Below are 23,168 nucleotides of genomic sequence, written 5' to 3' on the forward strand. Positions count from 1 at the left end.
CAACCCGTTCATTATGTCTTGCGACGCAAAGCGCCAGGTTAATTGTTGTCGTTGAGCTGCGCCGGCGCAGGATCGGCGCCGTTGGTCATGCCGGGCATGGAATGGCCGTCATGCTGCATGTCCATGCCGGGCGTGCTTTGCATGCCGGGCATATCGTGCTGCATGCTGTTGCCGTCGCTTGACTTGGCCGGTTCGCTGCGCGCCGGAGCACCCGTTGCCGGCACGGTGGCGGCGGGCGCCACGATGCCTTCGTCGGCATGGCGGTTGTCATATTGCAGCTTGTCGCGGTTCTCGGCACTTTCCTTGCCGCCGCCGCCCGTCATGTCGATGTGCATCATCTCGTTCATGCACATCTTGCCCGGCGTGGCGCACATGTTGAGGATGGCGTCATAGAGATCGGCATCGGCGCCGGCGAAATAGCGCACCGGCTCCTTCTCGCTCGGCTTTTCGAGCTTCAGATAGGCGTCGCGGTTGAGCATGGTGCCCTTTTGCTTGACCTGAGCCACCCAGGTGTCGAAGCCTTCGCGGCCGAGGCCGTGGAACTTGAAGCGCATATGCGAGAAGCCCGAGCCGCTGTAATTGGCGGAGAAGCCCTCATACTCGCCCTCTTTGTTGATGACGGCGTGCAGCTTGGTCTCCATGCCCGGCATGGCGTAGATCTGGCCGGCAAGGGCGGGGATATAGAAGGAGTTCATCACCGAGGAGGCGGTGATCTTGAAATTGATCGGCATGTCGACCGGGGCAGCAAGCTCGTTGACGGTGGCGATGCCGAGTTCCGGATAGAAGAACAGCCACTTCCAGTCGAGCGCCACGACTTCGACGGTCAGCGGCTTGGTATCGGCCGGGATGGTGCGTTCGGCATCGAGGCGGTCGAGCGGGCGGTAGGGATCGAGCTTATGGGTGGAAATCCAGGTGACGGCGCCGAGCGCGATGATAATCGCCAGGGGTGCCGCCCAGATGACGATTTCGAGGCGGGTCGAATGGTGCCATTCCGGGGCATAGGTTGCGGCGGTGTTGGAGTGGCGGTAGCGCCAGGCAAAGAGCAGCGTCAGGAAGATCACCGGGATGATGATCAGAAGCATCAGCACCGTCGAGATGATGATGAGATCGCGCTGTTGCACGGCGATGTCGCCGGACGGCGCCATGACCACCATGTTGCATCCTGCCAGGAAAAGCAGCGGCAAGACGGATAGAAGGCGGGAAAACTTCATGAGTTTTGGCACGTCTCTAAGCTCTTGTTGTTTCGTTTGTTCCGCGACTAAAGCACTGAACCGGATCGCGACATGAGGCCTTTGGTCGCAGTGCAGCAAGCATGCCGCACTGCGGCGTAAACCCGGGTGTCCTATAGCGTTGAAATCCTGACGGAATCCAGAAGGATTTTTCGCCAGCGCATGTTCAGTCCAATATATCCGCAAGAACCGGCCAGGCCAGCATTTGCAGGGGAAAATCACTGTCCGGATCCCGCAATTTTTTCCCCTCCACGCTCATTTGCGCCGCGATGATGAACTATTTCAGTCTTACGGACTTGATAAGCCTGCAGGTTTGATCAAGATCACGCTTGGGGCGCCTTGCCGGAAGCGCCTTAACGAGGAGGCGTTTATGGCAACAACATCGCATTACGGACCGTCGTCATCGTCGCTTGAACGCGACGCGCGGCGCATTCACGACGACAAGCCGGTTTCGCCGGGCAGCATCGCCATCGGCGTGGTGATCGGCCGCATGTCGGAATTCTTCGATTTCTTCGTCTACGGCCTCGCCTCCGTCCTGGTCTTTCCACAGCTCGTCTTCCCCTTCGCGCCCGACAGGCTGACGGGCACGCTCTATTCCTTCGCCATTTTCTCGCTCGCCTTCCTCGCCCGCCCCGTCGGCTCCGTCGTCTTCATGACGATCGACCGGATGTACGGGCGCGGCACCAAGCTGACGATCGCGCTTTTCCTGCTCGGCGGCTCGACGGCCTCGATCGCCTTTCTGCCGGGATATGAGGAGATCGGCGTCTGGTCGATCGCGCTGCTGGCGCTCTTCCGTCTCGGCCAGGGTTTTGCGCTCGGCGGTGCCTGGGATGGGCTTGCCTCGCTGCTGGCGTTGAATGCGCCGGCCAATCACCGCGGCTGGTATGCGATGATCCCGCAGCTCGGCGCGCCGATCGGCTTTGCGCTGGCCAGCACGCTGTTCGGTTATTTCGTCGCCAATCTTTCCAGCGAGGATTTCCTTTCCTGGGGCTGGCGTTACCCCTTCTTCGTTGCCTTCGCGATCAACGTCGTGGCGCTGTTTGCGCGTTTGCGGCTGGTGATGACCAAGGAATTCGGCACGCTGCTCGAACAGCACGAGCTGGAAGCCGCCCCGATCCTCGACGTGCTGCGCGTTCATGGCCGCGACATCCTGATCGGAGCCTTCGTGCCGCTCGCCAGTTTCGCCATGTTCCACCTCGTCACCATTTTCCCGCTCGGCTGGATGAGTCTCTACGGCAACCAGCCGATCGGCGCCTTCATGGTGGTGCAGGTGATCGGCGCCGCGGTCGGCATCCTCACCATCATCGCCTCGGGCCTGATCGCCGACCGTATCGGCCGGCGCGCCCAGCTTGCCATCTGCGCCGTTATCATCGCCGTCTTCAGCTTCGTCGGCCCGATTCTGATCGCCTCCGGCAATAGCGGCCATGACGCCTTCGTCATCATCGGCTTCGGCGTGCTCGGCCTGTCCTTCGGCCAGGCGACCGGCTCGATCTCGTCGCGCTTCGGCCGCGGCTATCGTTATACCGGCGCCGCCTTCACCTCGGATCTCGCCTGGCTGATCGGCGCCGGCTTTGCGCCGCTGGTGGCGCTCAGCCTCTCCAGCCGCTTCGGCCTCACCTTCGTCGGCTACTACCTGCTCTCCGGCGCCATCTGCACACTGGCCGCACTCGCCTTCAGCAAGGCGTTGGAGCAGCGCGAGTAGGTTTATTAAGCGGGCCTGCGTCCACGACGCGAGCCCCTCATCCGCCTGCCGGCACCTTCTCCCCGCGCGCGGGGCGAAGGGATATGCCGCACCGTTTCCGTTCCCTACCCACCTCTCGCAGGGCACGTACCCTGGGCGCCCGTAAAGGTTACGGGAGAGCGGCCGTCGGTGCGAAGTCGTGAAGCGTGTAAGCCCGGAGAGCAAGTGAAGAAAAGCGCTTACACGCCCTCATCAGATCGCCAGATCCGCAATTGGCCGACCGACGAGGCAGGACGCGGCGGTCGTCTCGATGGGACGCGGGAACTGGTCGTTCCGCGTACCGCATTTCTGCTGGTCTACCGTATCGACAGAAAAGCACAGAGAGTGGAAATATTGCGCTTTCTTCATGGCGCCCAGCAATGGCGGCCAAAACGCTGAATGCGTTTCTACTGCGCCATCTGCGGCTGCTTTGCCGCCCGCGCCGCGGTCAGTTCCGCCGTGGTGTGGTTCAGGCGGTCGGCGAGCACCCGCATGATTTCCACCGCCATCTCCGGAAAGTCGCTGAGCAGCTTCAGGAAGTGCTCCTTGCTGATGCGCAGCACCTCGAGCGGTGAGGTGGCGCGTACCGTTGCCGTGCGCGAGACGTCGCAGAGGATGGCGATTTCGCCGACGATGGAATTGAGTTCGACATCGGCGACCTTGATCTCGCCGGCCGGCGAGGAAACGATGATATCGGCGGTGCCGGAGAGGATGACATAGGCGGCATCGCCGACATCGCCCTGATGGAAGAGATTCTGTCCGGCCTTGTAGGTCATGCGGTCGGAGGTAAAGGCCAAAAGCTTGAGCTTGGCTGGCGCAATCCTTGAAAAGATCGGCACCCGGCGCAGCATTTCCACTTCGTCTCTCAACAGCATGAGCGTTTCAATCCCCTGACGCAGGGTTCTTGGAACCAGGCGCCTTCAATTCCGAGCGTCCCCCCGGGAACGCCTACCATCGCCGCGCCTATAGAATATTACGATAACAGTTCCTTGAACATCCCGTTTTTCTCGGAAAGTTCCGGATAGTTTCCGGCTTCGGCCAGGCCGCCGCGGTCGAAGAGCAGGATTCGGTCGAACATCTCGGCGAGCCGCGCATTGGAGAGTACCCAGATGATCGACGGGCGCTTGCCTTCTTCGTGCAGGTCTTCGACGATGTTGCGGGTGATCTGATCCTGAACGCGCTGGTCGAGCGCCGACAGCGGTCGGTTGAAGATGAAATAATCCGAGCGTTTCAACAGCGCGCGGGCAAGATTCAGCTTCTGCCGCTGCACCATGGTCAGCCGCTTGCCGCCGGAGCCGACGTCGAATTCGAGGCCGATCGCCAGCACGTCGTCGTAAAGATCGAGCGCATCGAAGAGCTCGCCCATGATGGCGCGGATGCGGTCGGAGGCGTCGGCCTGTTGATAGGCGATGCGGCCGAAAAGCACATTGTCCATCAGGCTTGCCGACGGGGTGAACCGTTCGGCGTCATAGCGCTCGATCAACTCGGCGAGGTCGGCCGGAATATGCTCGTGGAACTGCTTGCGGGCGCTGACGATCTTGGCCATCAGTTCGTCGGTCAGCAGACCGAAGCGGTGGCGCGGCTCGATATAGGCAAAACTCAAGCGGATGATGGCCGAACGTTCCTCGGGCGTGGCGTCCTCGAAGCGGCGGCTTTGCAGCTTCTGCAGCAGTGCCTGGTAGGTCGGTATATCGTCGGCCGTCATGAAGGTCAGTTGCTGGAAGAACGGATGGTCCGGCGGCAGGTCGTGGAAGAGTTCGACGGCGTTTTCGGCGATTTCGAGGCCCATGGCGTAGAGATCGGTGCTCAGGCCCGTCTCGCGGAACAGCTGCTGGAAATAGGGATGGGCAGCAAGCCGGCGATTGGTCATCAGCGGCCGCTTCATCGTGCCGAAGAGCAGGTTTTCGCCGACCGTTGCCTGGGCGTTATAGGCGTCGAAATCGAAAGGCACGACGATACCGTCGAGACCCTCGTCACGCAGCCGGTCTCGGAGCGAGGCGCGCAGCGCCACGACATGGTCGCTGACCGCCACATGCACCTCGGTGTTGACGTTCGAGCGCAGCGCCAGATCAAGGATGTCCTGCGAGATCAGCACGGCGTCGAGCACCGGGCGGATGGCTTTCAGCAGGTCCTCCGGCCCACTGGCGCCGGCTGCCTTGTAATCCACCCAGTCGCTGTTGAGGTCGAGCGTTGGATTGCCGGCCTTCACCGCCTCGACGGAATGCCATTTATACTCCAGCGCTTCCTTCTCGTCGTAGACGGGATCCGTCATCGGCGCGTGTTTGAGGCCGTAAAGCAGATTGCTGGCGAGCGTGCCATGGAAGAAGAAAGTATCGGCCGAGGCATAGGAGATGCGCCGGCCGGTGATGGATTCCGGCAAGTCCAGGAGGTCACGGCCGTCGATGGTGATACGGCCGGAATCCGGCCAGACCATGCGTCCGAGGGCTTCGGCGAAGGCTTCCGCGCCGCTGCCGTTCGGGCCGACGATCGCCACCGTCTCGTTCGGCTTGATCTCGACGGAGACGTGGTCGACGAGGCGGGCGCCGCTGTCGTCGGAGAGCGAGAGGTTGGTGACGACAAGTGCGCTCGTCAGCGCGCCGACGGGGGCGGTCGCCAGCTCCTGGATTCGGCTGTCGATCAGCGGCTCGACATTGAACTGCTCGTAGACCTGCTGGTACTTCACCTGCACGTCCTGGCGCATCTGGTCCCAGTCGATCAGTTCCTTCAGCGGTCCGGGCAGGTCCTTATAGGCCGAGATGACGGCGACGAGCTGGCCGATGTCGAGCCGGCCCTGCAGCGCCAGATAGCCGCCGATCGCGTAGAATAGGAAAGGCGTCACCTGGGCGAGGAAGTTGTTGATGAACTTTACCAGGAACTTCCACTGGTAGAGGTCGTAGCGGATGGAAAAGATCCGGCCGAGCCGCGAGGCGATGTCGGCGCGTTCGAGGTTGGATGTGTCGTTGCCGTGGATCGTGCCGATGCCGTCGACGATTTCGCCGACGCGGCCGGACAGTTCGCGCGCCGTCAGCTGGCGCTGACGGCCGAGATCCAGCAGACGCTTGCGCATGCGGGGAATGACGACGGCCTGGACGCCAACGATGCCGGCCGCGATCATGCCGAGCCAGAAATTCTGCACGATGATGAAGGCGAGCGCCGTGATCGCCTGGCCGCCGAGAAGGGCAGGCGAGACGAAGGCATCGCCGGTGAAGCCGCCCATCGGCTCCACCTCGTCCTTGATCATCGTGGCGATCTCTGCCGATTTCACCCGCTTGAAGTGGATGGGCGGAAAACGCAGCACCCGGTCGATCAGTTCGAAGCGGATGCGGCGCAGCATGCGCTCGCCGAGCCGGCCCTTATAGGTGTTGATATAGAACTTGAAGAGGCCGTTCAGTACCACCAGCGCCAGAAACACCAGGCTGAGGGCCATCAGCATCTGAAAGCGGTTGAGCTGCAAGCCTTGAAAGAATTCGACATGTCCGATCAGCGGAATGTCGTAGGCGATGTGCATGAAGGTCTGCCTGGCGCCCGGACCTTCGAAACCGTCGCCCTGAATCGGTCCATTGACGATCTGCTTCGGCAGGTCGAAGGACAGGAAGTAGGGCACCATCGAGGCGGCGACGACAGCCAGAATCCACAGCTGCTGCAGCCGCGTGTTCTTCCAGATGTAGCGGGCGAGGCTTTTTTCCATGGCTAACCGTCAGCGTGCTGGGAAATTCCGGGGGCCGGGATGGGGAGCAATTCTGAGAACAGGACCATGCAGCCGGACCGCCGATATCGCAATGAAAACAAGGCGAAGGGACCGGCTGCAGATGTGCCGATTCTCGCCGGAATATTGCTTATATCACAGGAATTTTGGATTACAGCGCCGCGCGTCTGAAAAGACGGCCAAAGGACACCATAACGCTTGGAATTGCTGCATAATTTTATCCTTAAATCGATTCCGATTTACGGAATTATGCGGCAGCAGATGGCTCGGCAATCATGCGGAGATCGGTGCAGCGAACAAAAACATACCCCCGGAGAAAATCCGGGGGCCGGTCGTTGAAGATCTGAAGAGAGGTCGCGCTCAAGCGGCGATCTTTCGCAGCATGGCGTTTGCAGAGGAGCAGCTCATCGCTTCCGCGATCATATCGGCATCCTCATTGCTGATGCCGAACAGGCCGAAGCGAAGCTGGTAGCCCCAGTTGGGGCCGACCCGTGTGAAGGCCAGCCGATCAAGCAGGGGCCGGATCGGCGTTTCCTCTGCAGCCCGCCAATCGACATCCCGCCGCCAGGGCCTGAAACCGCTTTCCATCTCCACCTGGTAGGGCTCGCCGTCGCGTGCCGCGCCGATCGCGGTGAAAGCCTGCAAGCGGTCCTTGCCGCCAAAGACGACGGTGGGCGAGTAGTAGATCACCCGATCCCCGGGCGTGATTCGCCTCAGAGGTGATGCCTTGCCGTGACAGACCTGCATGAAGCCGGCTTGGCGGCCGATTCGGACATGCGCTGCGGAAGCAACGGCGATCCAGGCTTTGGCCATGGGTCAAACCTCCTCGGCCATGGAGTAGACACGCAGGCGATGCCCATCCGGATCGGCGGCCACGAAGCTTCGGCCGAAATCGAGATCGGTCGGCGCCATGACGATATTCGCGCCCTTGGCCTGCCAATCGGCGTGGGTCGCATCGATCTCGCTTGATGTCGCGACCTTAAAGCCTATTTCGCAGCCACCGCCGGGGACTGCCGGCGCGGGCTCCACGCCCGCTTTGCCCCAGAGACCGAGCCCGAGGCCGGATGGCAAAATGAACATGGCGAAGGTCTCGCTCGCTTCCACGGGCTCCTTCCCGAGCAGCTTGGTGTAGAAGCGGGCGCTCGCCGGGGCGTCGTTTACGTAGAGAAGAATGCTGTTGCTGGCGGTCATAAAAGTCTCCTGTTGTTCGTTGGACAGCAGAAACTTATGACCTGATACTGCCAAATTCTGGCAGTATCATACGTCTCGATGCGGTATTCCCTGGATCTCCCGCCACTGTTTCAGCAGCGCCTGCCTGCGCTTGGGATAACGCGCGTCGAGCGCTTGCGCATGCACGATTCGATCCGTGCGGAACGAGCGGAAATCCTGGCGGAGTTCGCACCATCCGAGGAGGACGCGCACCTGGTCGAAAAAGGCAAGCGCGAACGGCCACACCAAACGCTCCGACGCCACGCCGGCTCCGTCGCTATAGGACAGGGAAAGCTTGCGTTCGGTGCGGATCGCCTTGCGCAGTAGCGCTGGATCGACCGAGTCGACAGGGATTTTGACGCCCGGCCCCACAAGAAGGGCGGATGCATCCAGCGCGTCGCGCAGTTCGGGCGGTAGCACGGCAGCGATCCGCGCCAGCGCATTTCGCGCCGCATCGCGTAATGGATCGTCCCCTCTGTCCGCCACCCACCGCGAGCCGAGGACGAGCGCTTCTATCTCCTCCGGCGGAAACATCAGCGGTGGCAGGAGAAATCCCGGTTTCAGGATATAACCGACACCCGGTTCGCCCTCGATGGCCGCGCCCTGGGCCTGAAGGCTGGCGATATCCCGATAAAGCGTGCGAATACTGACGCCGATCTCGTCGGCCAGCACGCCGCCGCTCACCGGCCGGCGGTGGCGGCGCAATACCTGAAGAAGGTCGAGGAGGCGTTCGGAGCGGGACATGCGGCAAACTTATACAGGCTTGCTGCTGCCAGATAGTGGCAGGATGCGATTTGGACGGGCCGGAGCCTTGCCTCAAAACCTCGAATTGCCGGCAATCATCGAGCGAATGATGCCAGCGGTTTTCTCAGCCCCTTCGAGATCGAGCGAGACCGGCCCGCGGCGCGGCGCGGCGAGCGCTTTTTCGACCGCTTCCTTCACATGGTCCGGCGTCAGTCCCGTTTCCGGCAGGATGTCGGCGAGATCCAGCGCCTGCAGCCGCTCGGCGCGCACCGTCTGCTCGGTCTCGCCGCCGGCGACGAAGGGGATGAGGATCGCCCGGCATTCGGTGCGCAGCAGATCGCCGACCGTGTTGTAGCCCGCCTGCGAGATCGAGACCTTGGCGCCGCGCAGCAGCGAGGGAAAATCCTTGCGGAAGCGCACCAGCGTCACGTTGTCAGCCGCATCCCGCGACAATGCAGCGAAATCGGCTTCCGGCAGGTTCGGGCCTGATATCAGCAGCCAGCGAAGATTGCGCGGCAGCAGGGCCGCCGCCTCTTTCGCCGCGCCGATCAGCGCGGCGCCGACCGCGCCGCCGCCGGCCGATGCGATAATATCGAAGGTTTCAACCGGTTCCGGCGCCGGCGGCGCTGCCACGAGGCCGGTATAACGCAGCCTGTCGGCGATTTCTGACGTCAGCGGGAAGGTGTCCTCGAGCCTAATGAAGCCGGGGTCGCCATGGACGAGCACCGCATCGAAATGGTCCTTGACCAGAGCTGCAGTCTCCGCGTCGCGGCCGGCCTTGCGGTTTTCCTGGAGGATGTCACGCACCGAGCTCAAAAGCTTCGGCCGCGGTTCGGCCGTGTCGATCGCCGCCAGCAGGGGCAGCAGCTCGAAGCGCATCTGCCGCCGGCCGAAGGGGAAGGCTTCGATGATGACGACATCGGGCCTGGCGGCACGGAAGGCGTCAAGCAGCAGATCGCGGCGGGCATTGAGGAAATCCTCGCCGGCCGGGCGGCCATCGGCATCGGCGAGGCCGGAAAAACCGGCATTGCTGGCGACAACCGGCGGCAGGGCGACGGTCTTCACGCCTTCGCCGGGAAAACCCGGCACCGGCAGGCCGCCGGTGACGACCGTGACGTCGAAACCGTCCTTGGCGAGCGCATTGGCGATGCGGCTGGCACGGGCGATATGGCCGATGCCGAGCAGATGCTGGACGTAGAAGAAGATACGCGGTGCCGTCATGACGCCTTCTGCCATTCGGCCTCGAACAAGCCGGTGAGCTGCCGGATGCTGGAGTGATAGTCGAAATCGGCGCGCACCCGCCTTTCGGCGGCGTCGCCAAGGCGCTTGCGCAGCGCCGGGTCGCGGATCGCCGTCTCCAGCGCTTTGGCAAGCAGCGCCGGATCCTCCGGCGGCACGACCAGGCCGTTTTCGCCGTCCTCCAAAAGTTCCGGCACGCCGGATACCGTCGTGGAGACGCAGACGAGCCGCTGGCTCGAGGCTTCCACAAGCACGTTCGGCAGGCCGTCGCGGTCGCCATTGGCGGCGATCCGGCAGGCAAGCGCGAAGAGGTCGGCGCGGCGGTAATGATCGAGCACGTCTTCCTGCGCCATGGCGCCCTTCCAGGCGATGCGGTTGGAGAGGCCGAGCTCTGCGGCCAGCGCCTTCAGTTTGGCCAGCGCCTCGCCGCCGCCGATATGGTCCATGCGCCAATGGAGGTCGGCGGGCAGCAGCGCCAGTGCCCGCAGCAGCACGTCGTAGCCCTTCTTCTCGACGGCCCGGCCGACGCTGAGGATGACGGCGGGATCGTCGGGGTCGCTGCCGGTGCGGTCCGAACGCTCCCCGGCAAAATGGCCGAAACGGGCGAGATCGAGACCGTGGTAGCTCAAGTGCACGGCGTCCTTGCGGGATGTCAGCGATCGCATGTGTTCATAGCCCGTCCGTGTGCAGGTGACGGCCCAGCGGGCGCTGCCGAGTTTTTCCTGCAGCTCCCAGTCGGGCGAGGTCCAGATGTCCTTGGCATGCGCCGAACAGGTCCAGGGTGTGCCGGTGAGGATGCTCGCATATTCCGCCACCGAGGCTGGCGTGTGGATGAAATGGGCATGCAGCCATTCACCGCCATCAGGCCATTCGCGTCCCAGCACCAGCGCCTGGCCGAGACGGCGGAAGCGGTTGCGCGAGAGGTCGCGCGGGAGGTCGGCGAGGAAACGTTTGATCAGCGCCTTGAAACCGGGTTTGGAGAAGCCGGCGACCAGTCCCTTCAGCACGCGGATCGGTTCCTCGTGCAGATATTCCGGCAGGTAGACGACGCGCGCCTTGATCTCGTCATGCACGGGATGGCGTTTCTTGTCGGTTGGCCGGCGCATCGAAATCAAAGTGAGGTCGAAGCCGGCCTTTTCGAGACCGAGCAACTCCTGGGCGATGAAGGTTTCCGAAAGGCGGGGATAGCCTTTCAGCACGACGAGGATCTTGCGGCGTGGCGGCAAGGCTGTGGCCTATTCCGCGACGAGGGAAAGGTGGCTGGCGCGGCCGTCGATCCATCGCCCGACTGTCTGCGAGATGTGGTCCAGCCCTTCGAGATGCATATTGCTGCCGCTCTTCGACGGCGGCAGGCGGAAGGGCAGGCGCTTCAGAGCCTCGGCCATGATGGTGGGATCGGCTGATTGCTCCGGCTGCAGCATATCGACGAGGCCGAGCTCGCTGGCGCGCTTGGCGCGCAGCAGCTGTTCCTCGCGCGGCTTGACGCGCGGCACGATGAGGGCCGGCTTGTCGAAGGAGAGGATCTCGCAATAGGTGTTGTAGCCGCCCATGGCAACGACGCCGGTGGCGCCGTCGATCAACTCTTCCATGTGGTTGTCGAACTCGATCACTTCGATATAGGGAATGGCTTCGCCCTTCTGCACCAGCTTGGCGCGCTCGGCGGCCGGCATATAGGGGCCGAGCACGACGAGCGCCTTCTGCGTCAGCGTCGGATCGGCCTCGTAGGCGTTCATCACGTCGTGGACGAGATCGGAGCCGTCGCCGCCGCCGCCTGTCGTGACCAGCAGGTAATTATCCTTGCGGGCGTTGATCGAGGTCTTGCCCTTGGAGACGCTGCGCTGCAGGAAGCCGACGAAATCCATCTTCCGGCGCAGGCTCACCGGCACGTCGAGACCGATCAGCGGATCGTAGAAATCAGGCGGGCCATAGACCCAGACGCTGTCGTAATATTGGTCGATCTTCTGCATGATGCCGTTCCTCTTCCACTCGGCCTCGAGCAGATGCGGCGCGTCCATGATTTCGCGCAGGCCGAGCACCAGTACGGTGCCGCGGGCCTTCAGATAGGCGAGCGTATCCTCGACCTCGCCCTTTAGCCCCATCGGCTCCTTGTCGACGATGAAAATATCCGGCTGGAACGTTTCGGCCGTGTGGCGGATGCTCGATTCGCGCATCTTCAGCGTTTCGTGCAGGTCGATGTGGCTGGCAAGCGAGGTATATTCGCCGTTGCGCAGCTTGATGACGCTCGGGATCTTCACGAAGTCGACGCGGGCGCGATAGTCGAAGGCGCCGGCGATGGTCGCGCCCGAAATGATCAGGATGTTGAGGCCGCGATAATCCTCGACCAGCGCATGGGCGATGGCGCGACAGCGCCTGAGATGGCCGAGGCCGAAGGTGTCGTGACTGTACATGAGGATGCGCGCATCTTCGAGACGTCTCACCATGGGTGTTCCCTCCGGGGTGAACAACATGCGTTAGTACCCCCACCGTCCGGAGGCCACGTGGCGGGGGCGGTGCCAGAAGGCGCCGCCGGGTTTTCTGCTATTTGTAGGGATCTGCCGCATCACGCAAGCCGTCTCCCAGAAAGTTGAACGCCAAAATGACAAGAACAACAGGAATGATTGGATAGAGCAGCCAGGGATAAAAGGCGATGACACTGACGCTTTTTGCCTCGGTCAGCAGAATGCCCCAACTGGTGATCGGCGGGCGAAGGCCGAGGCCAAGGAAGGAGAGCGCGGTTTCGCCGAGGATCATGCCGGGGATCGAAATCGTCGCCGAGGCAATCAGATGCGACATGAAGCCCGGCACCAGATGCCGGCCGATGATGCGCGGCGTGCTGGCGCCCATCAGTTGCGCCGCCTGGACGTAATCCTCCTCGCGCAGCGCCAGAAGCTTGGAGCGCACGGCGCGCGCCAGCCCCGTCCAGTCGATGATGCCGAGAATGACGGTGATGCCGAAATAGATGACGATCGGACTCCAGGTCACCGGCATGATGGCGGCCAGCGCCATCCACAGCGGCAGGCTCGGCAGCGATTGCAGCACTTCGATCAGGCGCTGGACGACGAGATCGAAAATACCGCCCCAATAGCCGGCAAGGCCGCCAATGACGATGCCGAGCACGAAGCTGATCGATATGCCGATCAGACCGATCGTCAGCGATATCCGCGCGCCGTAGAGGATGCGCGACAGCACGTCACGGCCGAGCCGGTCGGTGCCGAGCAGGAACATCTGGCCGCCGATCGACGGGCAGACCAGATGATAGTTCGAGGCGACGACACCCCAGAATTTATAGGCATCGCCGCGGCAGAAGAAACGGATCGGCTGCACGTCGTTCGGCCTGTCGGTATAGACACGGTGCAGCGTGTCGAGATCGAGCGTCATGCTGCGACCGTAGACGAAGGGTCCGACGAACTCGCCCTTGTCGAAGAAATGGACGCGCTGCGGCGGCGCATGGATGAAATCCACATTGCGCGTATGCAGGCCGTACGGCGCCAGGAACTCGACGATCAGGATCATCAGGTAGACGGCGGCGAGAAAAATGCCGGAGATCAAGGCCAGCTTGTGCTGCTTGAACTTCCACCACATCAGCTGCTTCTGCGAAGCGAGATGGATGCGCGATTGCGCCGCCGTCATGGTCTCGGTCGCGTGCGGATCGAAGGGAGCGGTCGAAACGTAGTGCGGCAGCGGCGCGCCGGGTGCGGGAAGGGGCGACATTATTTGGTGCTCCTGCCTTGCAGACGGATGCGGGGATCGAGGAAGCCGAGTGCGATGTCGGAGATCAAAACGCCGATGACGTTGAGGAAGGCCAAAAACATCAGGAAGGAGCCGGCGAGATACATGTCCTGGCTCTGCAGCGCCTTGATCAGCATTGGCCCCGTCGTCTCCAGTGACAGCACGATCGCGACGATTTCGGCGCCTGATATGATCGACGGAAGGATCGAGCCGATATCGGCGACGAAGAAGTTGAGCGCCATGCGCAGCGGATATTTGAGCAGCGCCCGCATCGGATGCAGGCCCTTGGCGCGCGCCGTCGTCACATATTGCTTCTGCATCTCGTCGAGCAGGTTGGCGCGCAGCCGCCGGATCATGCCGGCAGTACCGGCCGTGCCGACAATGATCACCGGGATCCACAGGTGAGAGAGGATCGAGCGCGCCTTCTCCCAGCTCATCGGCGCCGAGATATATTGCTGGTCCATTAGATGGCCGATCGAGATGCCGAACCAGATATTGGCGAAATACATCAGGATCAGCGCCAGCATGAAGTTCGGAATGGCGATGCCGAGCAGGCCGAGGAAGGTCAGCCCGTAATCGCTCCAGCTATATTGGTGCGTGGCCGAGTAGATGCCGATCGGAAAGGCGATCAGCCAGGTGAGCAGGATCGTTGTGAAGGAGACGAGGATCGTCAGCCACAGGCGCTCGCCGACCACGTCGGAAACCGGCATCTGGTATTCGAAGGAATAGCCGAAATCGCCGTGCAGCATGCCGCCGACCCAGTAGAAATAGCGCACGATCTCCGGTTTGTCGAAGCCGTATTGCTGGCGCATCTCCTCGATTTCCTGGAGATTGGCGGTTTCGCCGGAGGCGCGCAGCTCGGCGATCTGGCTCTCGAAGAAGTCGCCCGGCGGCAGCTCGATGATGGTGAAAACCAGCGCCGAAATGACGAAGAGCGTCGGCACCATGGCGGCCATACGCCAGAGAATATATCTGAGCACGCCTCAGGCCTCCTTGTACCAGAATGCATCCGGCATGTAGATGCCGAGATAGGAGGTGGGATCGAAGCCGTAGAGGGCTTTCTCCGGCAGGTTCTGCAGCTTGGCGGCGCGAAGGATCGGCTGCAGCGTGCTGTTGATCAGGCCGATCGAGAACACCTGCTGCGTATAGAGCGACAGCATCTTGTGCCAGATCACCTGGCGCTCCTCGAATTTCGCCGTCGAGCCCCATTGTTTGAGCAGGTCGACCAGTTCGGCCGCTTCCGGCAGGTCGGGGGCCGTGCCCTCCTGGCCGGCCGAGAGGTAATGCATGCCCCAGAGCGGCCATTGCAGCTGATCGTCGAGGGTCGGCGCCAGTCCCGAGGGCGACATGTCGGCTGTGGGAACGCCATTGTCGAGGCCGTACCAGATCGACATCATGATCGAGCCGCTCATGGCGCGGTTGCGGAAGACGTCGCGCTGCGAGGTGCGGGTATAGAGCGCAAGGCCGATATTGGCCCAGTGATCGTGCACCAGCTCCAGCACGTCGGTATCGAGATTGCTCTCGCCGGCGGTTTCGACGGTAATCTCGGCGCGCCGCCCGTCCGGCAGCAGCCTTATGCCGTCGTCGCCGCGCTTGGTCAGGCCGACCTCGTCGAGCAGGCGGTTGGCTTCGTCGGCATCGAACTTCACGAAGGCGTCGGCATATTCCTGCTTGAACAGCGGGCTGTCCGGCAGGACGGTATCGGCGCTCGGCGTGCCCAAGCCATAGAAGGCGACCATGTTGATCTCGTGCCGGTCGATCGCCAGCGACAAGGCGCGGCGCAAGCGCACGTCGCGGAACAGGCGGCGCCATACCTCGTCGGCGCAGTTGAGGTTCGGCAGCAGCGTGATGCGCGAGCCACGCGCCACCTTCCAGAGATTGACCTTTACCGGGAAGCGCTTCTCGGCCTCCTTGAGGAAGGTGTAGTCGTTGAAGTCGATGCCGGTCGCCTGCAGGTCGGCCTCGCCGGCACCCGCCTTGGCGGCGATGATCGACGAGGAGGAGACGTTGAGGATGAACCGGTCGAGATAGGGCAGCTGCCTGCCGGTCTCGTCGACGCGGTGAAAGAACGGGTTGCGTTCGAAGACGAATTGCTCGGCCGGCAGCGGCGTCGTGTTGCGCCAGGGATCGAGCGTCGGCAGGTTGGGATTCTCCGGCCGGTAGGAGCGGGCCATCTTGATGTGCAGGTCCTGCCATTTCTTGACGCGGCTGGCCTGCATCATCTGTTCCATCTTCGCCTGGTCGGGCTGGAACTTCTTGTGGAACTGCTTGAGATAATGTGCCGGCCCGACGATGACGAGCGGGATGGGGCCGGCGAGCGTCGGCAGGAACATCGGGTTGGGTTTGTCCCAGCTATAGCGCACCGTCAGCGGATCGAGCACCTCGAAGCGCGGCAGATTGCCGTGCGGGCGCAACTCCAGCGCGCCGCCGCCGGGCGTCAGCTTGTCGTTCAGGATGACGTCTTCCCACCAGTAGCGGAAATCGTCGGCCGTGAACGGCTCTCCGTCCGACCATTTATGGCCCTCGCGCAGCGTGAAGGTGAAGACCGTGTCGTCTTCGGAGTGGAAATCGGCGAGAATATCAGGCTGGAACTGCAGGTGCTTGTCGTAGCCGATCAGCCGGGCATAACCGTAGATCGTCATGAAGCGGATGTCGCGCTGGCTGCCGATGATGGTGCGCACCGTGCCGCCGTAGCTGCCGGGTGCAAGCCCCATCTCCTTCAGGTTGACGATGCGCGGGCGGGCGGGAATCCGCTCGGCCATCGGCGGCAGGCTGCCCGAGGTCAGCCGCTCCTTGAGAAACTCCGGCTCGCCGGCCTGTTCGGCCCGAAGCACGGCCGGTGCGATCGCCGCACCGACGAGACCGCCCAGAAAAATGCGACGCGTCACCATCAGCGCAACTCCCTGGCATCGGCGCCTTTGCGGGCGCGCACCAGATGGCCATCGCCGAGATCGGCATAGGCAAGCTCGGAGGCGTCGTCATGCTCGGCGGTGAAGGTCGCGCCCCAGTTCTGTTTGTCGGCGGCGCCGTTTTCGCGCAGCGCCTTGAAATCGAGCGGCCGGTCGAGATCGGGGAAGGGGACGGCGGCAAGCAGCGATTTCGTATAGGGGTGGACCGGATCGCGCAGGATGATCTCGCGCGGCGCGATCTCGACGATCCGGCCCTTGCACATCACAGCGATGCGGTCGGCCATATAATCGACGACGGCGAGATTGTGCGAGATAAACAGATAGGTCAGCCCCAGCTCCTTCTGCAGGTCCTTCAACAGGTTGAGGATCTGCGCCTGGACGGAGACGTCGAGCGCCGAGACCGGCTCGTCGAGGATGACGAGTTTCGGGCCGAGTGCAAGCGCGCGGGCGATGCCGATGCGCTGGCGCTGGCCGCCGGAAAAACTGTGCGGGTAACGGCTGAGATAACGCTTGTCGAGGCCGATCGCCGCCATCAGCCCTTCGACCTTGCGCTTGCGCTCGTCGCTGTCGCCGCGGTCGTGGATCTCCAGCGGTTCGCTGAGGATATTGCGCACCGTCATACGCGGCGAGAGCGAGGAGACCGGATCCTGAAACACCATCTGGATCTTGGTGCGCATATCCTGCAGGGCTTCGCCGCGCACGGACAGCACGTCGATCACGTCCTTGCCGTCGTTGAATACCACCGCGCCGCTGTCGGGTGTGACGGCGCGCATCAGGATCTTGCTGAGCGTCGTCTTGCCGCAGCCGGATTCGCCGACAAGGCCGAGACACTCGCCGCGGCGGATGTCGAAGCTGACATCGTCGACGGCGTGCACGATGGCGGCTTCCTGCTTGCCGAGCAGACTGCGCTTGCGCGTCTTGTAGGTCTTCGAGAGGTTGGCGACCGAAAGCAGCGTGCCCGGCGCTTCGGCCTGCAGCGGCTTCTTCTTGCCGACCAGCGTCTCGAGATTGACCGGCACGTCGCGCAGCGCCTTCAGCCGCTCGCCGGGTTTCATGTCGAAATGCGGAACGGCGGCCATCAGCGCCTTGAGATAGGGGTGCTGCGGATTGCGGAAGATCGCCTCGACCGGGCCGGCTTCCATGATCTCGCCGTGATAGATGACGACCACCTCGTCGGCCATGTTGGCGACGATGCCGAGATCGTGGGTGATGAGCAGCATCGCCATGCCGAGCTTGGCCTGCAGGTCGCGCAGCAATTCGAGGATCTGCGCCTGGATCGTTACGTCGAGCGCCGTCGTCGGCTCGTCGGCGATCAATAGCGCCGGCTTGCAGATCAGCGCCATGGCGATCATGGCGCGCTGGCGCATGCCACCGGACAGTTCGAACGGATACATGTCGTAGGTGCGGTGCGGATTGGTAAAGCCGACGAGGCCGAGCATTTCCTCGGTCTTTTCACGCGCTTCCTGCTTGTCGATCTCGGTATGGATTAAAAGCGCTTCGCTGATCTGGTTGCCGACGGTATGCAGCGGCGACAGCGAGGTCATCGGCTCCTGGAAGATCGTCGCCATGCGCTTACCGCGCAGATCGCGCATCTCTTCGCTGTCGCGCGGCAGCGACAGGATATCGGTGGTGCTGCCGTCGAGCGGATCGGTAAACAGGATGCGGCCGGAGGCTCTGGCCGGGTTGGGCAGGATGCCCATCACCGACTGGCTGATCACCGATTTGCCGGAGCCGGATTCGCCGACGAGCGCGGTTACCTTGCCCGGAAGGATGCGAAGATTGGCTTCCTTTACGACGCGTAGCCGGTCGCCGAAAACCGAGAAGGAGACGTCGAGATTTTCAATACGCAACAAATCGGCTGCAGACGCCATACCAATGAAATTCCCCAGTCTTCTGTGTTCCCTTTAAGGCACACTATCGTACCGCAAACGGGGTGTCTAGCAGATGACAATCAAAGGAAAACCGCCACATCTCGCCGAAGTTCCCCAGACGAGACGCGCAGATTCAGAGCAGGCGTTCGAGGATTTACTGGATGAACTTCTCCGTGGTTGTGCGCTCGACGTTTTTCTTCGCGTCCCGGTGCAGGAGAATGACCTGCTCGGCTTCGGAAAGCCCGTTCTGCACCGCCTCGCGGAAGCCCTGGTCGACGTTGATCTCGGGGGCCGGCGCCCGCGGCTGCAGCACCGTCACCTTCTGGCGGATGCCGCGCAGCTTCTCTTCGCCGAGCGTCGTCCATTCGCCGCCGCAATAACCGGCGAAGGCCTGGCTGGCGACGACCTCGCGGCCGTATTTCTTGGTCAGGATCTGCAGCCGCTGCACCTCGTTGACCGCCGAACCGAAGGCGGAGAAGGTCAGCCGGTCTTTCAGGCCGACATTGCCGAACATGACGTTGCCGACATGCAGGCCGATGCCGTAGCCGACCTTGCTGAGGCCTTTCGCCTCGCGATCCCTGTTGAGTTCGGCGACCCGCGCCTGCGCCTGATGGACGGCGGACAGCGCTGCCTCGCAGGCGATTTTCGACGGGTCCTTGTGACGCCCGCAGGGATAGACGGCGAGGAAGCCGTCGCCGAGGAAGCTCAGAATCTCGCCGCCATTGCGGTTGAACGGCGCGGCGATCGCGTCGAAGAACTGGTTCAGCGTGTCGATATAGGCCTGGCGGCCTTCCTTTTCGGCATACATGGTGGATTCGCGCATGTCGCCCATGACGAGGGCCGCGCGGATCGTCTCGCCGTCGCCGCGGCGGATCTGGCCGTTCAGCACCCGCTTGCCGGCGTCGCCGCCGAGATAGGTGGTCAGCATGTTGTTGGCGAGCTTGCCGAGCACCGCCATCTTGGCGGCGACCGCCAGATGGTTCTGCATCCTGAGCAGCGCGTCGATCATGTCGTCGGTAAAGCCGGTGTGATGGTCGGTTGACCACGAGCCCATCATGCCCTGCACCGAACCGTCGCCGAAGGGCTGCACGAAGGCGAGGTAATCGGTGATGGCGTCCTTGCGCAGGTCTTCGAAGATCGGGAATTCGGCCGGACCTTCCTGCATCAGCCGGCGGCGGATGTGCTGCAGATTGTTGTCGAGGAGGTAATAATAGGGGCTCTGCAGAAAACGGTCCGGCTTCTGCCCTGCCGGCATGCGGAAGCCCTCGATGGTGACGCCGCTGGCGCGCCGCCAGGTAAAACTCAGCGCGTCATAAAGCGGATGCAGCATCGAAAAGGTCAGATGCACGCGCGCGATCGGCAGGCCGGCGGCCGCCAGCCTTTCGCAGAAGCCGCGCACGATATTTTCAAGCTCGTCTCCAGCCAGCGAAGAATTGGTCAGCCATTCAGCAACCCGATCCAACAGGATGGACGACACGCTGGATTCGATCGTGCTCATTCTCGGTATGATCCTCATTAAGGCACGCCCATCCCCAAGAGCCAAAAATCCCCCGGCCGGCACATTGTCATGCGCAGGTCAAAAGGAAATCAGCATGTACGAGCGGTATTATTTGTCAACGATCTGCCGAGAGCCCGACAGCAGCACCCCTCTGCTCCCCGGGCGGAGATCGGACGGGTAGTCCTTTCACGGTGTTCATTATCAAAGTCAAAATAGGGATGCTGCAAATGCGAAACAATGGGACGGGGATTTTTTTGTGCGCTCAAGTTGCAGCAAAGGGTGGCGGCGGGGCATTTTGGCCACACCCGGCTAAGGGGTTTTCGATGTGGGTTATCGGCGAGACCAACCCTCGCCCGCTCTAAGGCTGCGGGCTGGGGTGGAGAAACGTGGCCCGCCTGGGCCGACGAATGGAGGCGGGCGCCGACGTCGAAGTTTGGCAGAAACAGACCCCATACTCCGTCATCCCAGGCCTTGAGCCTGGGATCCATGCTTTCTGCCGGTGTGGAGCCGGCGTGGGTCCTCGAATCAAGCCCGAGGACGACGGAGTGTGGGGTGGCTTTTGGAGCAAGGCAGCGAAAATACCGGGTGCGGCTGCGACTTTTACGTGAACTTTGCCGGCACCTTCATCCGCTCTACGGGCACCGACCCAGGTCGAGGTGACCGTAGCCGGTGAGTAGCCATTGGCGTAAACAGGGGTAGCACCGCTGGGGAAAAGAGGAGCCGGGTTTAATTTGCTCGGATCATGCACTAGATCAGCTTCCTCTTTTCCGTTTGAAAGATCCCGCCTTGGCCATCTCCACCTTCGACACGCTTTTGCAGAAGATCGAAACCCGCGCGGCGCGTGCCGGCGTCATCGGGCTCGGTTATGTCGGCCTGCCGCTGGCAATGGCGGTGGCGCGCAGCGGTTTTGCGGTCACGGGCTTCGATATCGATCCCGGCAAGATGGTGGCGCTCGATGCCCGCCGCTCTTATATCGACGCGGTCAGCGATGCAGCACTTGCCGCCGAGATCGAGGCAGGGCGCTTCCAGGCGACGACCGATTTCGCCGGCCTTGCGGCCTGCGACGTCATCATCATCTGCGTGCCGACGCCGCTGACCAAACATCGCGATCCCGACCTTTCCTTCGTCGAGGCGACGTCGCGCTCGATCGCCCAGCATCTGCGCCCCGGTCAGCTCGTCGTGCTGGAATCGACCACCTATCCCGGCACCACCGACGATATCGTCAAGGTGATCCTCGAAGGAACTGGGCTGAAATCCGGCGCCGATTTCTTCGTCGGCTTCTCGCCGGAGCGCGAGGATCCCGGCAACCAGCATTATCATACCGCCACCATTCCAAAGGTCGTCGCCGGCGATGGCGCCGACGCGCTGTCGCTGATGAAGGCCTTTTACGGTGCGGCGGTCTCGACCGTCGTTCCGGTCTCGTCCAATGCGACGGCCGAGGCCGTGAAGCTTACCGAAAACATCTTCCGTTCTGTCAACATCGCCCTCGTCAACGAGCTGAAGACCGTCTATGCGGCGATGGGCATCGATGTCTGGGAGGTGATCGACGCGGCCAAGACCAAGCCCTTCGGCTACATGCCCTTCTATCCCGGCCCCGGCCTCGGCGGCCATTGCATCCCGATCGATCCTTTCTACCTCACCTGGAAATCGCGCGAATACGAGCTGCCGACCCGCTTCATCGAGCTGGCCGGCGAGATCAATTCGGCGATGCCGCGTTATGTCGTCGGCAAGCTTGCCGAAGCGCTCGACATCCGCGCCGGCAAGGCGCTGAGCCGCAGCCGGGTGCTGGTGCTGGGGCTCGCCTACAAGAAGAACGTCGCCGATATAAGAGAGAGCCCGTCGCTGCGGCTGATCGAGATCATCGAGGAACGCGGCGGACGCGCCGATTACCATGATCCCTTCGTTGCCGAAATTCCGCCGACGCGGGAATACCAGGCGCTGAAGGGCCGCAAATCGGTGTCGCTGACGCCGGAGGCCATTGCCGGCTACGATGCGGTGCTGGTCGCGACAGACCATGACAGCGTCGATTATGCTGCGCTCGCAGAAAGCGCTGCGCTGATCGTCGATACGCGCAACGTCTTCAACCGGCTTGGACTTTCGGCCGATCAAGTCATCAAGGCGTGACGGAAACAGCCGAAAGCGATTTGCCGGTCATCCGGCTGGCGGCGACGGCATAGCCGCCTGATGCGCCGTCGATGAAATGCATGTGGTCGCGCGAAATCGGCGTCGGCACGAAGCAGGTCATCAGCGCCGAGGCCTGGCGATGCAGGCCGTAGCGGGCAATGCCCTTGGCCTGCGCCGCTTCCAGCAGCGTCTCGATCCGTTTCAGGTGCTCGGCATCGACGTCGACGGTCATCTTCAGCCCGTCGTCGAATTTGCGGAAATCAGAATTGCCGGCGACGTCGCTCTTGTAGCGGCGCGCATCGAAGCGGCCGAGCGGGATGCCGAGCTTGTAGCATGCCACGGTGATGGCAAGCTGCAGGACGATGATGAGCTTCTGCCGCAGCCGCCTTCCGGCCGGCGCGGTAGCCTTGGCCTCGCGATTGATGCCCTTCAGCGAGAAGGCGAATTTCGGGCCGTTGGCCGGCACCGGATGGCTGCCGCGGTTCTGCTCGGCGGTGATGGCGACGATGCCGTTGACGAGGGCGCGGAATTCTTCACCCGGCCGGCCTTCGCCGGGCACGGCGATGATCGAGACGATTTCGCCGTTCTCGGCTTCGATCGGGCTCCAGCGGCAGGAGAGGCCGGTCAGATCCGGGCGGGTTCCGGCCGCCGCGCGCTCGACGGCGTAACGGCCGAGCTTCATCTGTCTTTCCGCCCAGCTGGTGCCGCCGCCCCAGAACATCGCATAGGTGACATGCGGGCTGGCGGAATATCGCGCGACCCGCACGTCGAGCCCTTCGGCGCGGGTGTCAGTGACCGGTACGATGGCGATGCGCAGCATCAGGCCGAGATCCTCCTCCACCCAGACCTGCACGGCGGCGAGAGCATCGCGCGCCGCCTGCTCCAGCGAGCCCGGAAGCGCGATCAGGGCGCCGTCGCCGCCGAAGACGAAGGGATAGTCGCCCTTGCCGACGGCATTCAACACCGCCGATATGACGCTGGCGCCCGCCATGTTGACGTCCTTGTAGCGGCCGCCGGCGATTGCCTGCGTCGAGCCGACGATGTCGGCAAGCGCCAGCACCCATCCCTCGGGCAGCGGCCGATAGTTGGCGGCATCGGTCACGCCCTCGAAGGCGCTGAACAGCGGCACGGCGGCAAAGAATTCTTCGTCGGTCACGGTTTTCATGTCATCGACCTTAGCACAGACCCAT

General features: G+C 62.7%; 17 protein-coding genes and 1 pseudogene. 3 read left to right on the forward strand and 15 right to left on the reverse strand.

Going from position 1 to position 23,168, the window contains the following annotated elements; genetic code table 11:
- Positions 1 to 38: 38 nt before the first annotated feature.
- The gene (gene cyoA, locus ATY29_RS35750) at positions 39 to 1,223 is read right to left on the reverse strand and encodes a ubiquinol oxidase subunit II (protein WP_097534366.1); all 1,185 of its coding nucleotides are present in this window, start codon (positions 1,221 to 1,223) and stop codon (positions 39 to 41) included.
- A gap of 376 nt (positions 1,224 to 1,599) precedes the next feature.
- Between cyoA and ATY29_RS35755 the strand changes: the two genes are divergently transcribed.
- Both ATY29_RS35755 and ATY29_RS38160 read left to right on the forward strand, forming a co-directional pair.
- Positions 1,600 to 2,931, forward strand: coding sequence for an MFS transporter (locus ATY29_RS35755; RefSeq protein ID WP_097534368.1), 1,332 nt, complete (start codon positions 1,600 to 1,602; stop codon positions 2,929 to 2,931).
- 264 nt (positions 2,932 to 3,195) lie between these two features.
- Positions 3,196 to 3,348, forward strand: a pseudogene (locus ATY29_RS38160) (type II toxin-antitoxin system RelE/ParE family toxin); the annotation flags it as partial.
- A gap of 8 nt (positions 3,349 to 3,356) precedes the next feature.
- Here the strand turns inward: ATY29_RS38160 and ATY29_RS35765 are convergent.
- The 13 genes from ATY29_RS35765 to ATY29_RS35825 form a co-directional block, all read right to left on the reverse strand.
- On the reverse strand, positions 3,357 to 3,824 hold the full coding sequence (locus ATY29_RS35765) for a cyclic nucleotide-binding domain-containing protein (RefSeq protein WP_003563501.1): 468 nt from the start codon (positions 3,822 to 3,824) through the stop codon (positions 3,357 to 3,359).
- Between the two features lie 98 nt (positions 3,825 to 3,922).
- Positions 3,923 to 6,637, reverse strand: coding sequence for an ABC transporter ATP-binding protein (locus ATY29_RS35770; protein ID WP_025419036.1), 2,715 nt, complete (start codon positions 6,635 to 6,637; stop codon positions 3,923 to 3,925).
- 378 nt (positions 6,638 to 7,015) lie between these two features.
- Positions 7,016 to 7,468, reverse strand: coding sequence for an EVE domain-containing protein (locus ATY29_RS35775; protein ID WP_097534370.1), 453 nt, complete (start codon positions 7,466 to 7,468; stop codon positions 7,016 to 7,018).
- A gap of 3 nt (positions 7,469 to 7,471) precedes the next feature.
- Entirely contained in the window at positions 7,472 to 7,846 is a 375-nt protein-coding gene (locus ATY29_RS35780) for a VOC family protein (RefSeq protein WP_025419034.1), read from the reverse strand.
- Between the two features lie 66 nt (positions 7,847 to 7,912).
- On the reverse strand, positions 7,913 to 8,608 hold the full coding sequence (locus ATY29_RS35785) for a helix-turn-helix transcriptional regulator (protein ID WP_025419033.1): 696 nt from the start codon (positions 8,606 to 8,608) through the stop codon (positions 7,913 to 7,915).
- Positions 8,609 to 8,680: 72 nt separating this feature from the next.
- Entirely contained in the window at positions 8,681 to 9,829 is a 1,149-nt protein-coding gene (locus tag ATY29_RS35790) for a glycosyltransferase family protein (protein ID WP_003563488.1), read from the reverse strand.
- Entirely contained in the window at positions 9,826 to 11,073 is a 1,248-nt protein-coding gene (locus ATY29_RS35795) for a glycosyltransferase family 4 protein (RefSeq protein ID WP_097534372.1), read from the reverse strand. The genes ATY29_RS35790 and ATY29_RS35795 overlap by 4 nt, the downstream gene beginning before the upstream one ends.
- A gap of 9 nt (positions 11,074 to 11,082) precedes the next feature.
- Positions 11,083 to 12,288: a glycosyltransferase family protein gene (locus tag ATY29_RS35800; protein WP_003563484.1), complete on the reverse strand. Its 1,206-nt coding sequence runs from the start codon at positions 12,286 to 12,288 to the stop codon at positions 11,083 to 11,085.
- A gap of 97 nt (positions 12,289 to 12,385) precedes the next feature.
- A complete protein-coding gene (locus tag ATY29_RS35805) occupies positions 12,386 to 13,558 on the reverse strand; it encodes an ABC transporter permease (RefSeq protein ID WP_003563482.1) in 1,173 nt (390 codons plus the stop codon).
- Positions 13,558 to 14,556: an ABC transporter permease gene (locus ATY29_RS35810; protein WP_003563480.1), complete on the reverse strand. Its 999-nt coding sequence runs from the start codon at positions 14,554 to 14,556 to the stop codon at positions 13,558 to 13,560. Before ATY29_RS35810 ends, ATY29_RS35805 begins: the two co-directional genes overlap by 1 nt.
- 3 nt (positions 14,557 to 14,559) lie before the next feature.
- Positions 14,560 to 16,467, reverse strand: a complete 1,908-nt coding sequence (locus tag ATY29_RS35815) for an ABC transporter substrate-binding protein (RefSeq protein WP_025419030.1) — start codon at positions 16,465 to 16,467, stop codon at positions 14,560 to 14,562.
- The gene (locus ATY29_RS35820) at positions 16,467 to 18,356 is read right to left on the reverse strand and encodes an ABC transporter ATP-binding protein (protein ID WP_003563476.1); all 1,890 of its coding nucleotides are present in this window, start codon (positions 18,354 to 18,356) and stop codon (positions 16,467 to 16,469) included. The genes ATY29_RS35815 and ATY29_RS35820 overlap by 1 nt, the downstream gene beginning before the upstream one ends.
- Before the next feature lie 154 nt (positions 18,357 to 18,510).
- Positions 18,511 to 19,854 (reverse strand): adenylate/guanylate cyclase domain-containing protein, encoded by a 1,344-nt coding sequence (locus ATY29_RS35825; protein ID WP_025419029.1) that lies wholly within the window; start codon positions 19,852 to 19,854, stop codon positions 18,511 to 18,513.
- Positions 19,855 to 20,640: 786 nt separating this feature from the next.
- Here ATY29_RS35825 and ATY29_RS35835 point away from each other — a divergent pair.
- Positions 20,641 to 21,978, forward strand: coding sequence for a nucleotide sugar dehydrogenase (locus tag ATY29_RS35835; RefSeq protein WP_097534376.1), 1,338 nt, complete (start codon positions 20,641 to 20,643; stop codon positions 21,976 to 21,978).
- Here ATY29_RS35835 and ATY29_RS35840 read toward each other — a convergent pair.
- Complete coding sequence (locus tag ATY29_RS35840; protein WP_097534378.1) at positions 21,968 to 23,143, reverse strand: DUF3095 domain-containing protein; 1,176 nt, start codon at positions 23,141 to 23,143, stop codon at positions 21,968 to 21,970. The genes ATY29_RS35835 and ATY29_RS35840 overlap by 11 nt on opposite strands.
- Between the last annotated feature and the right edge of the window lie 25 nt (positions 23,144 to 23,168).

The sequence above is a fragment of the Rhizobium hidalgonense genome, assembly GCF_002914525.1.
Classification (GTDB): Bacteria; Pseudomonadota; Alphaproteobacteria; order Rhizobiales; family Rhizobiaceae; genus Rhizobium; species Rhizobium hidalgonense.

Bases quoted from the DNA above. Each gene is read 5' to 3' on its own strand.
- ATY29_RS35820 (WP_003563476.1), bottom strand. From the start codon at position 18,356: ATGGCGTCTGCAGCCGATTTGTTGCGTATTGAAAATCTCGACGTCTCC.
- ATY29_RS35785 (WP_025419033.1), bottom strand. From the start codon at position 8,608: ATGTCCCGCTCCGAACGCCTCCTCGACCTTCTTCAGGTATTGCGCCGC.
- ATY29_RS35800 (WP_003563484.1), bottom strand. From the start codon at position 12,288: ATGGTGAGACGTCTCGAAGATGCGCGCATCCTCATGTACAGTCACGAC.
- ATY29_RS35770 (WP_025419036.1), bottom strand. From the start codon at position 6,637: ATGGAAAAAAGCCTCGCCCGCTACATCTGGAAGAACACGCGGCTGCAG.
- ATY29_RS35755 (WP_097534368.1), top strand. From the start codon at position 1,600: ATGGCAACAACATCGCATTACGGACCGTCGTCATCGTCGCTTGAACGC.
- ATY29_RS35780 (WP_025419034.1), bottom strand. From the start codon at position 7,846: ATGACCGCCAGCAACAGCATTCTTCTCTACGTAAACGACGCCCCGGCG.
- ATY29_RS35840 (WP_097534378.1), bottom strand. From the start codon at position 23,143: ATGAAAACCGTGACCGACGAAGAATTCTTTGCCGCCGTGCCGCTGTTC.
- ATY29_RS35775 (WP_097534370.1), bottom strand. From the start codon at position 7,468: ATGGCCAAAGCCTGGATCGCCGTTGCTTCCGCAGCGCATGTCCGAATC.
- ATY29_RS35815 (WP_025419030.1), bottom strand. From the start codon at position 16,467: ATGGTGACGCGTCGCATTTTTCTGGGCGGTCTCGTCGGTGCGGCGATC.
- ATY29_RS35825 (WP_025419029.1), bottom strand. From the start codon at position 19,854: ATGAGCACGATCGAATCCAGCGTGTCGTCCATCCTGTTGGATCGGGTT.
- ATY29_RS35790 (WP_003563488.1), bottom strand. From the start codon at position 9,829: ATGACGGCACCGCGTATCTTCTTCTACGTCCAGCATCTGCTCGGCATC.
- ATY29_RS35765 (WP_003563501.1), bottom strand. From the start codon at position 3,824: ATGCTGTTGAGAGACGAAGTGGAAATGCTGCGCCGGGTGCCGATCTTT.
- ATY29_RS35805 (WP_003563482.1), bottom strand. From the start codon at position 13,558: ATGTCGCCCCTTCCCGCACCCGGCGCGCCGCTGCCGCACTACGTTTCG.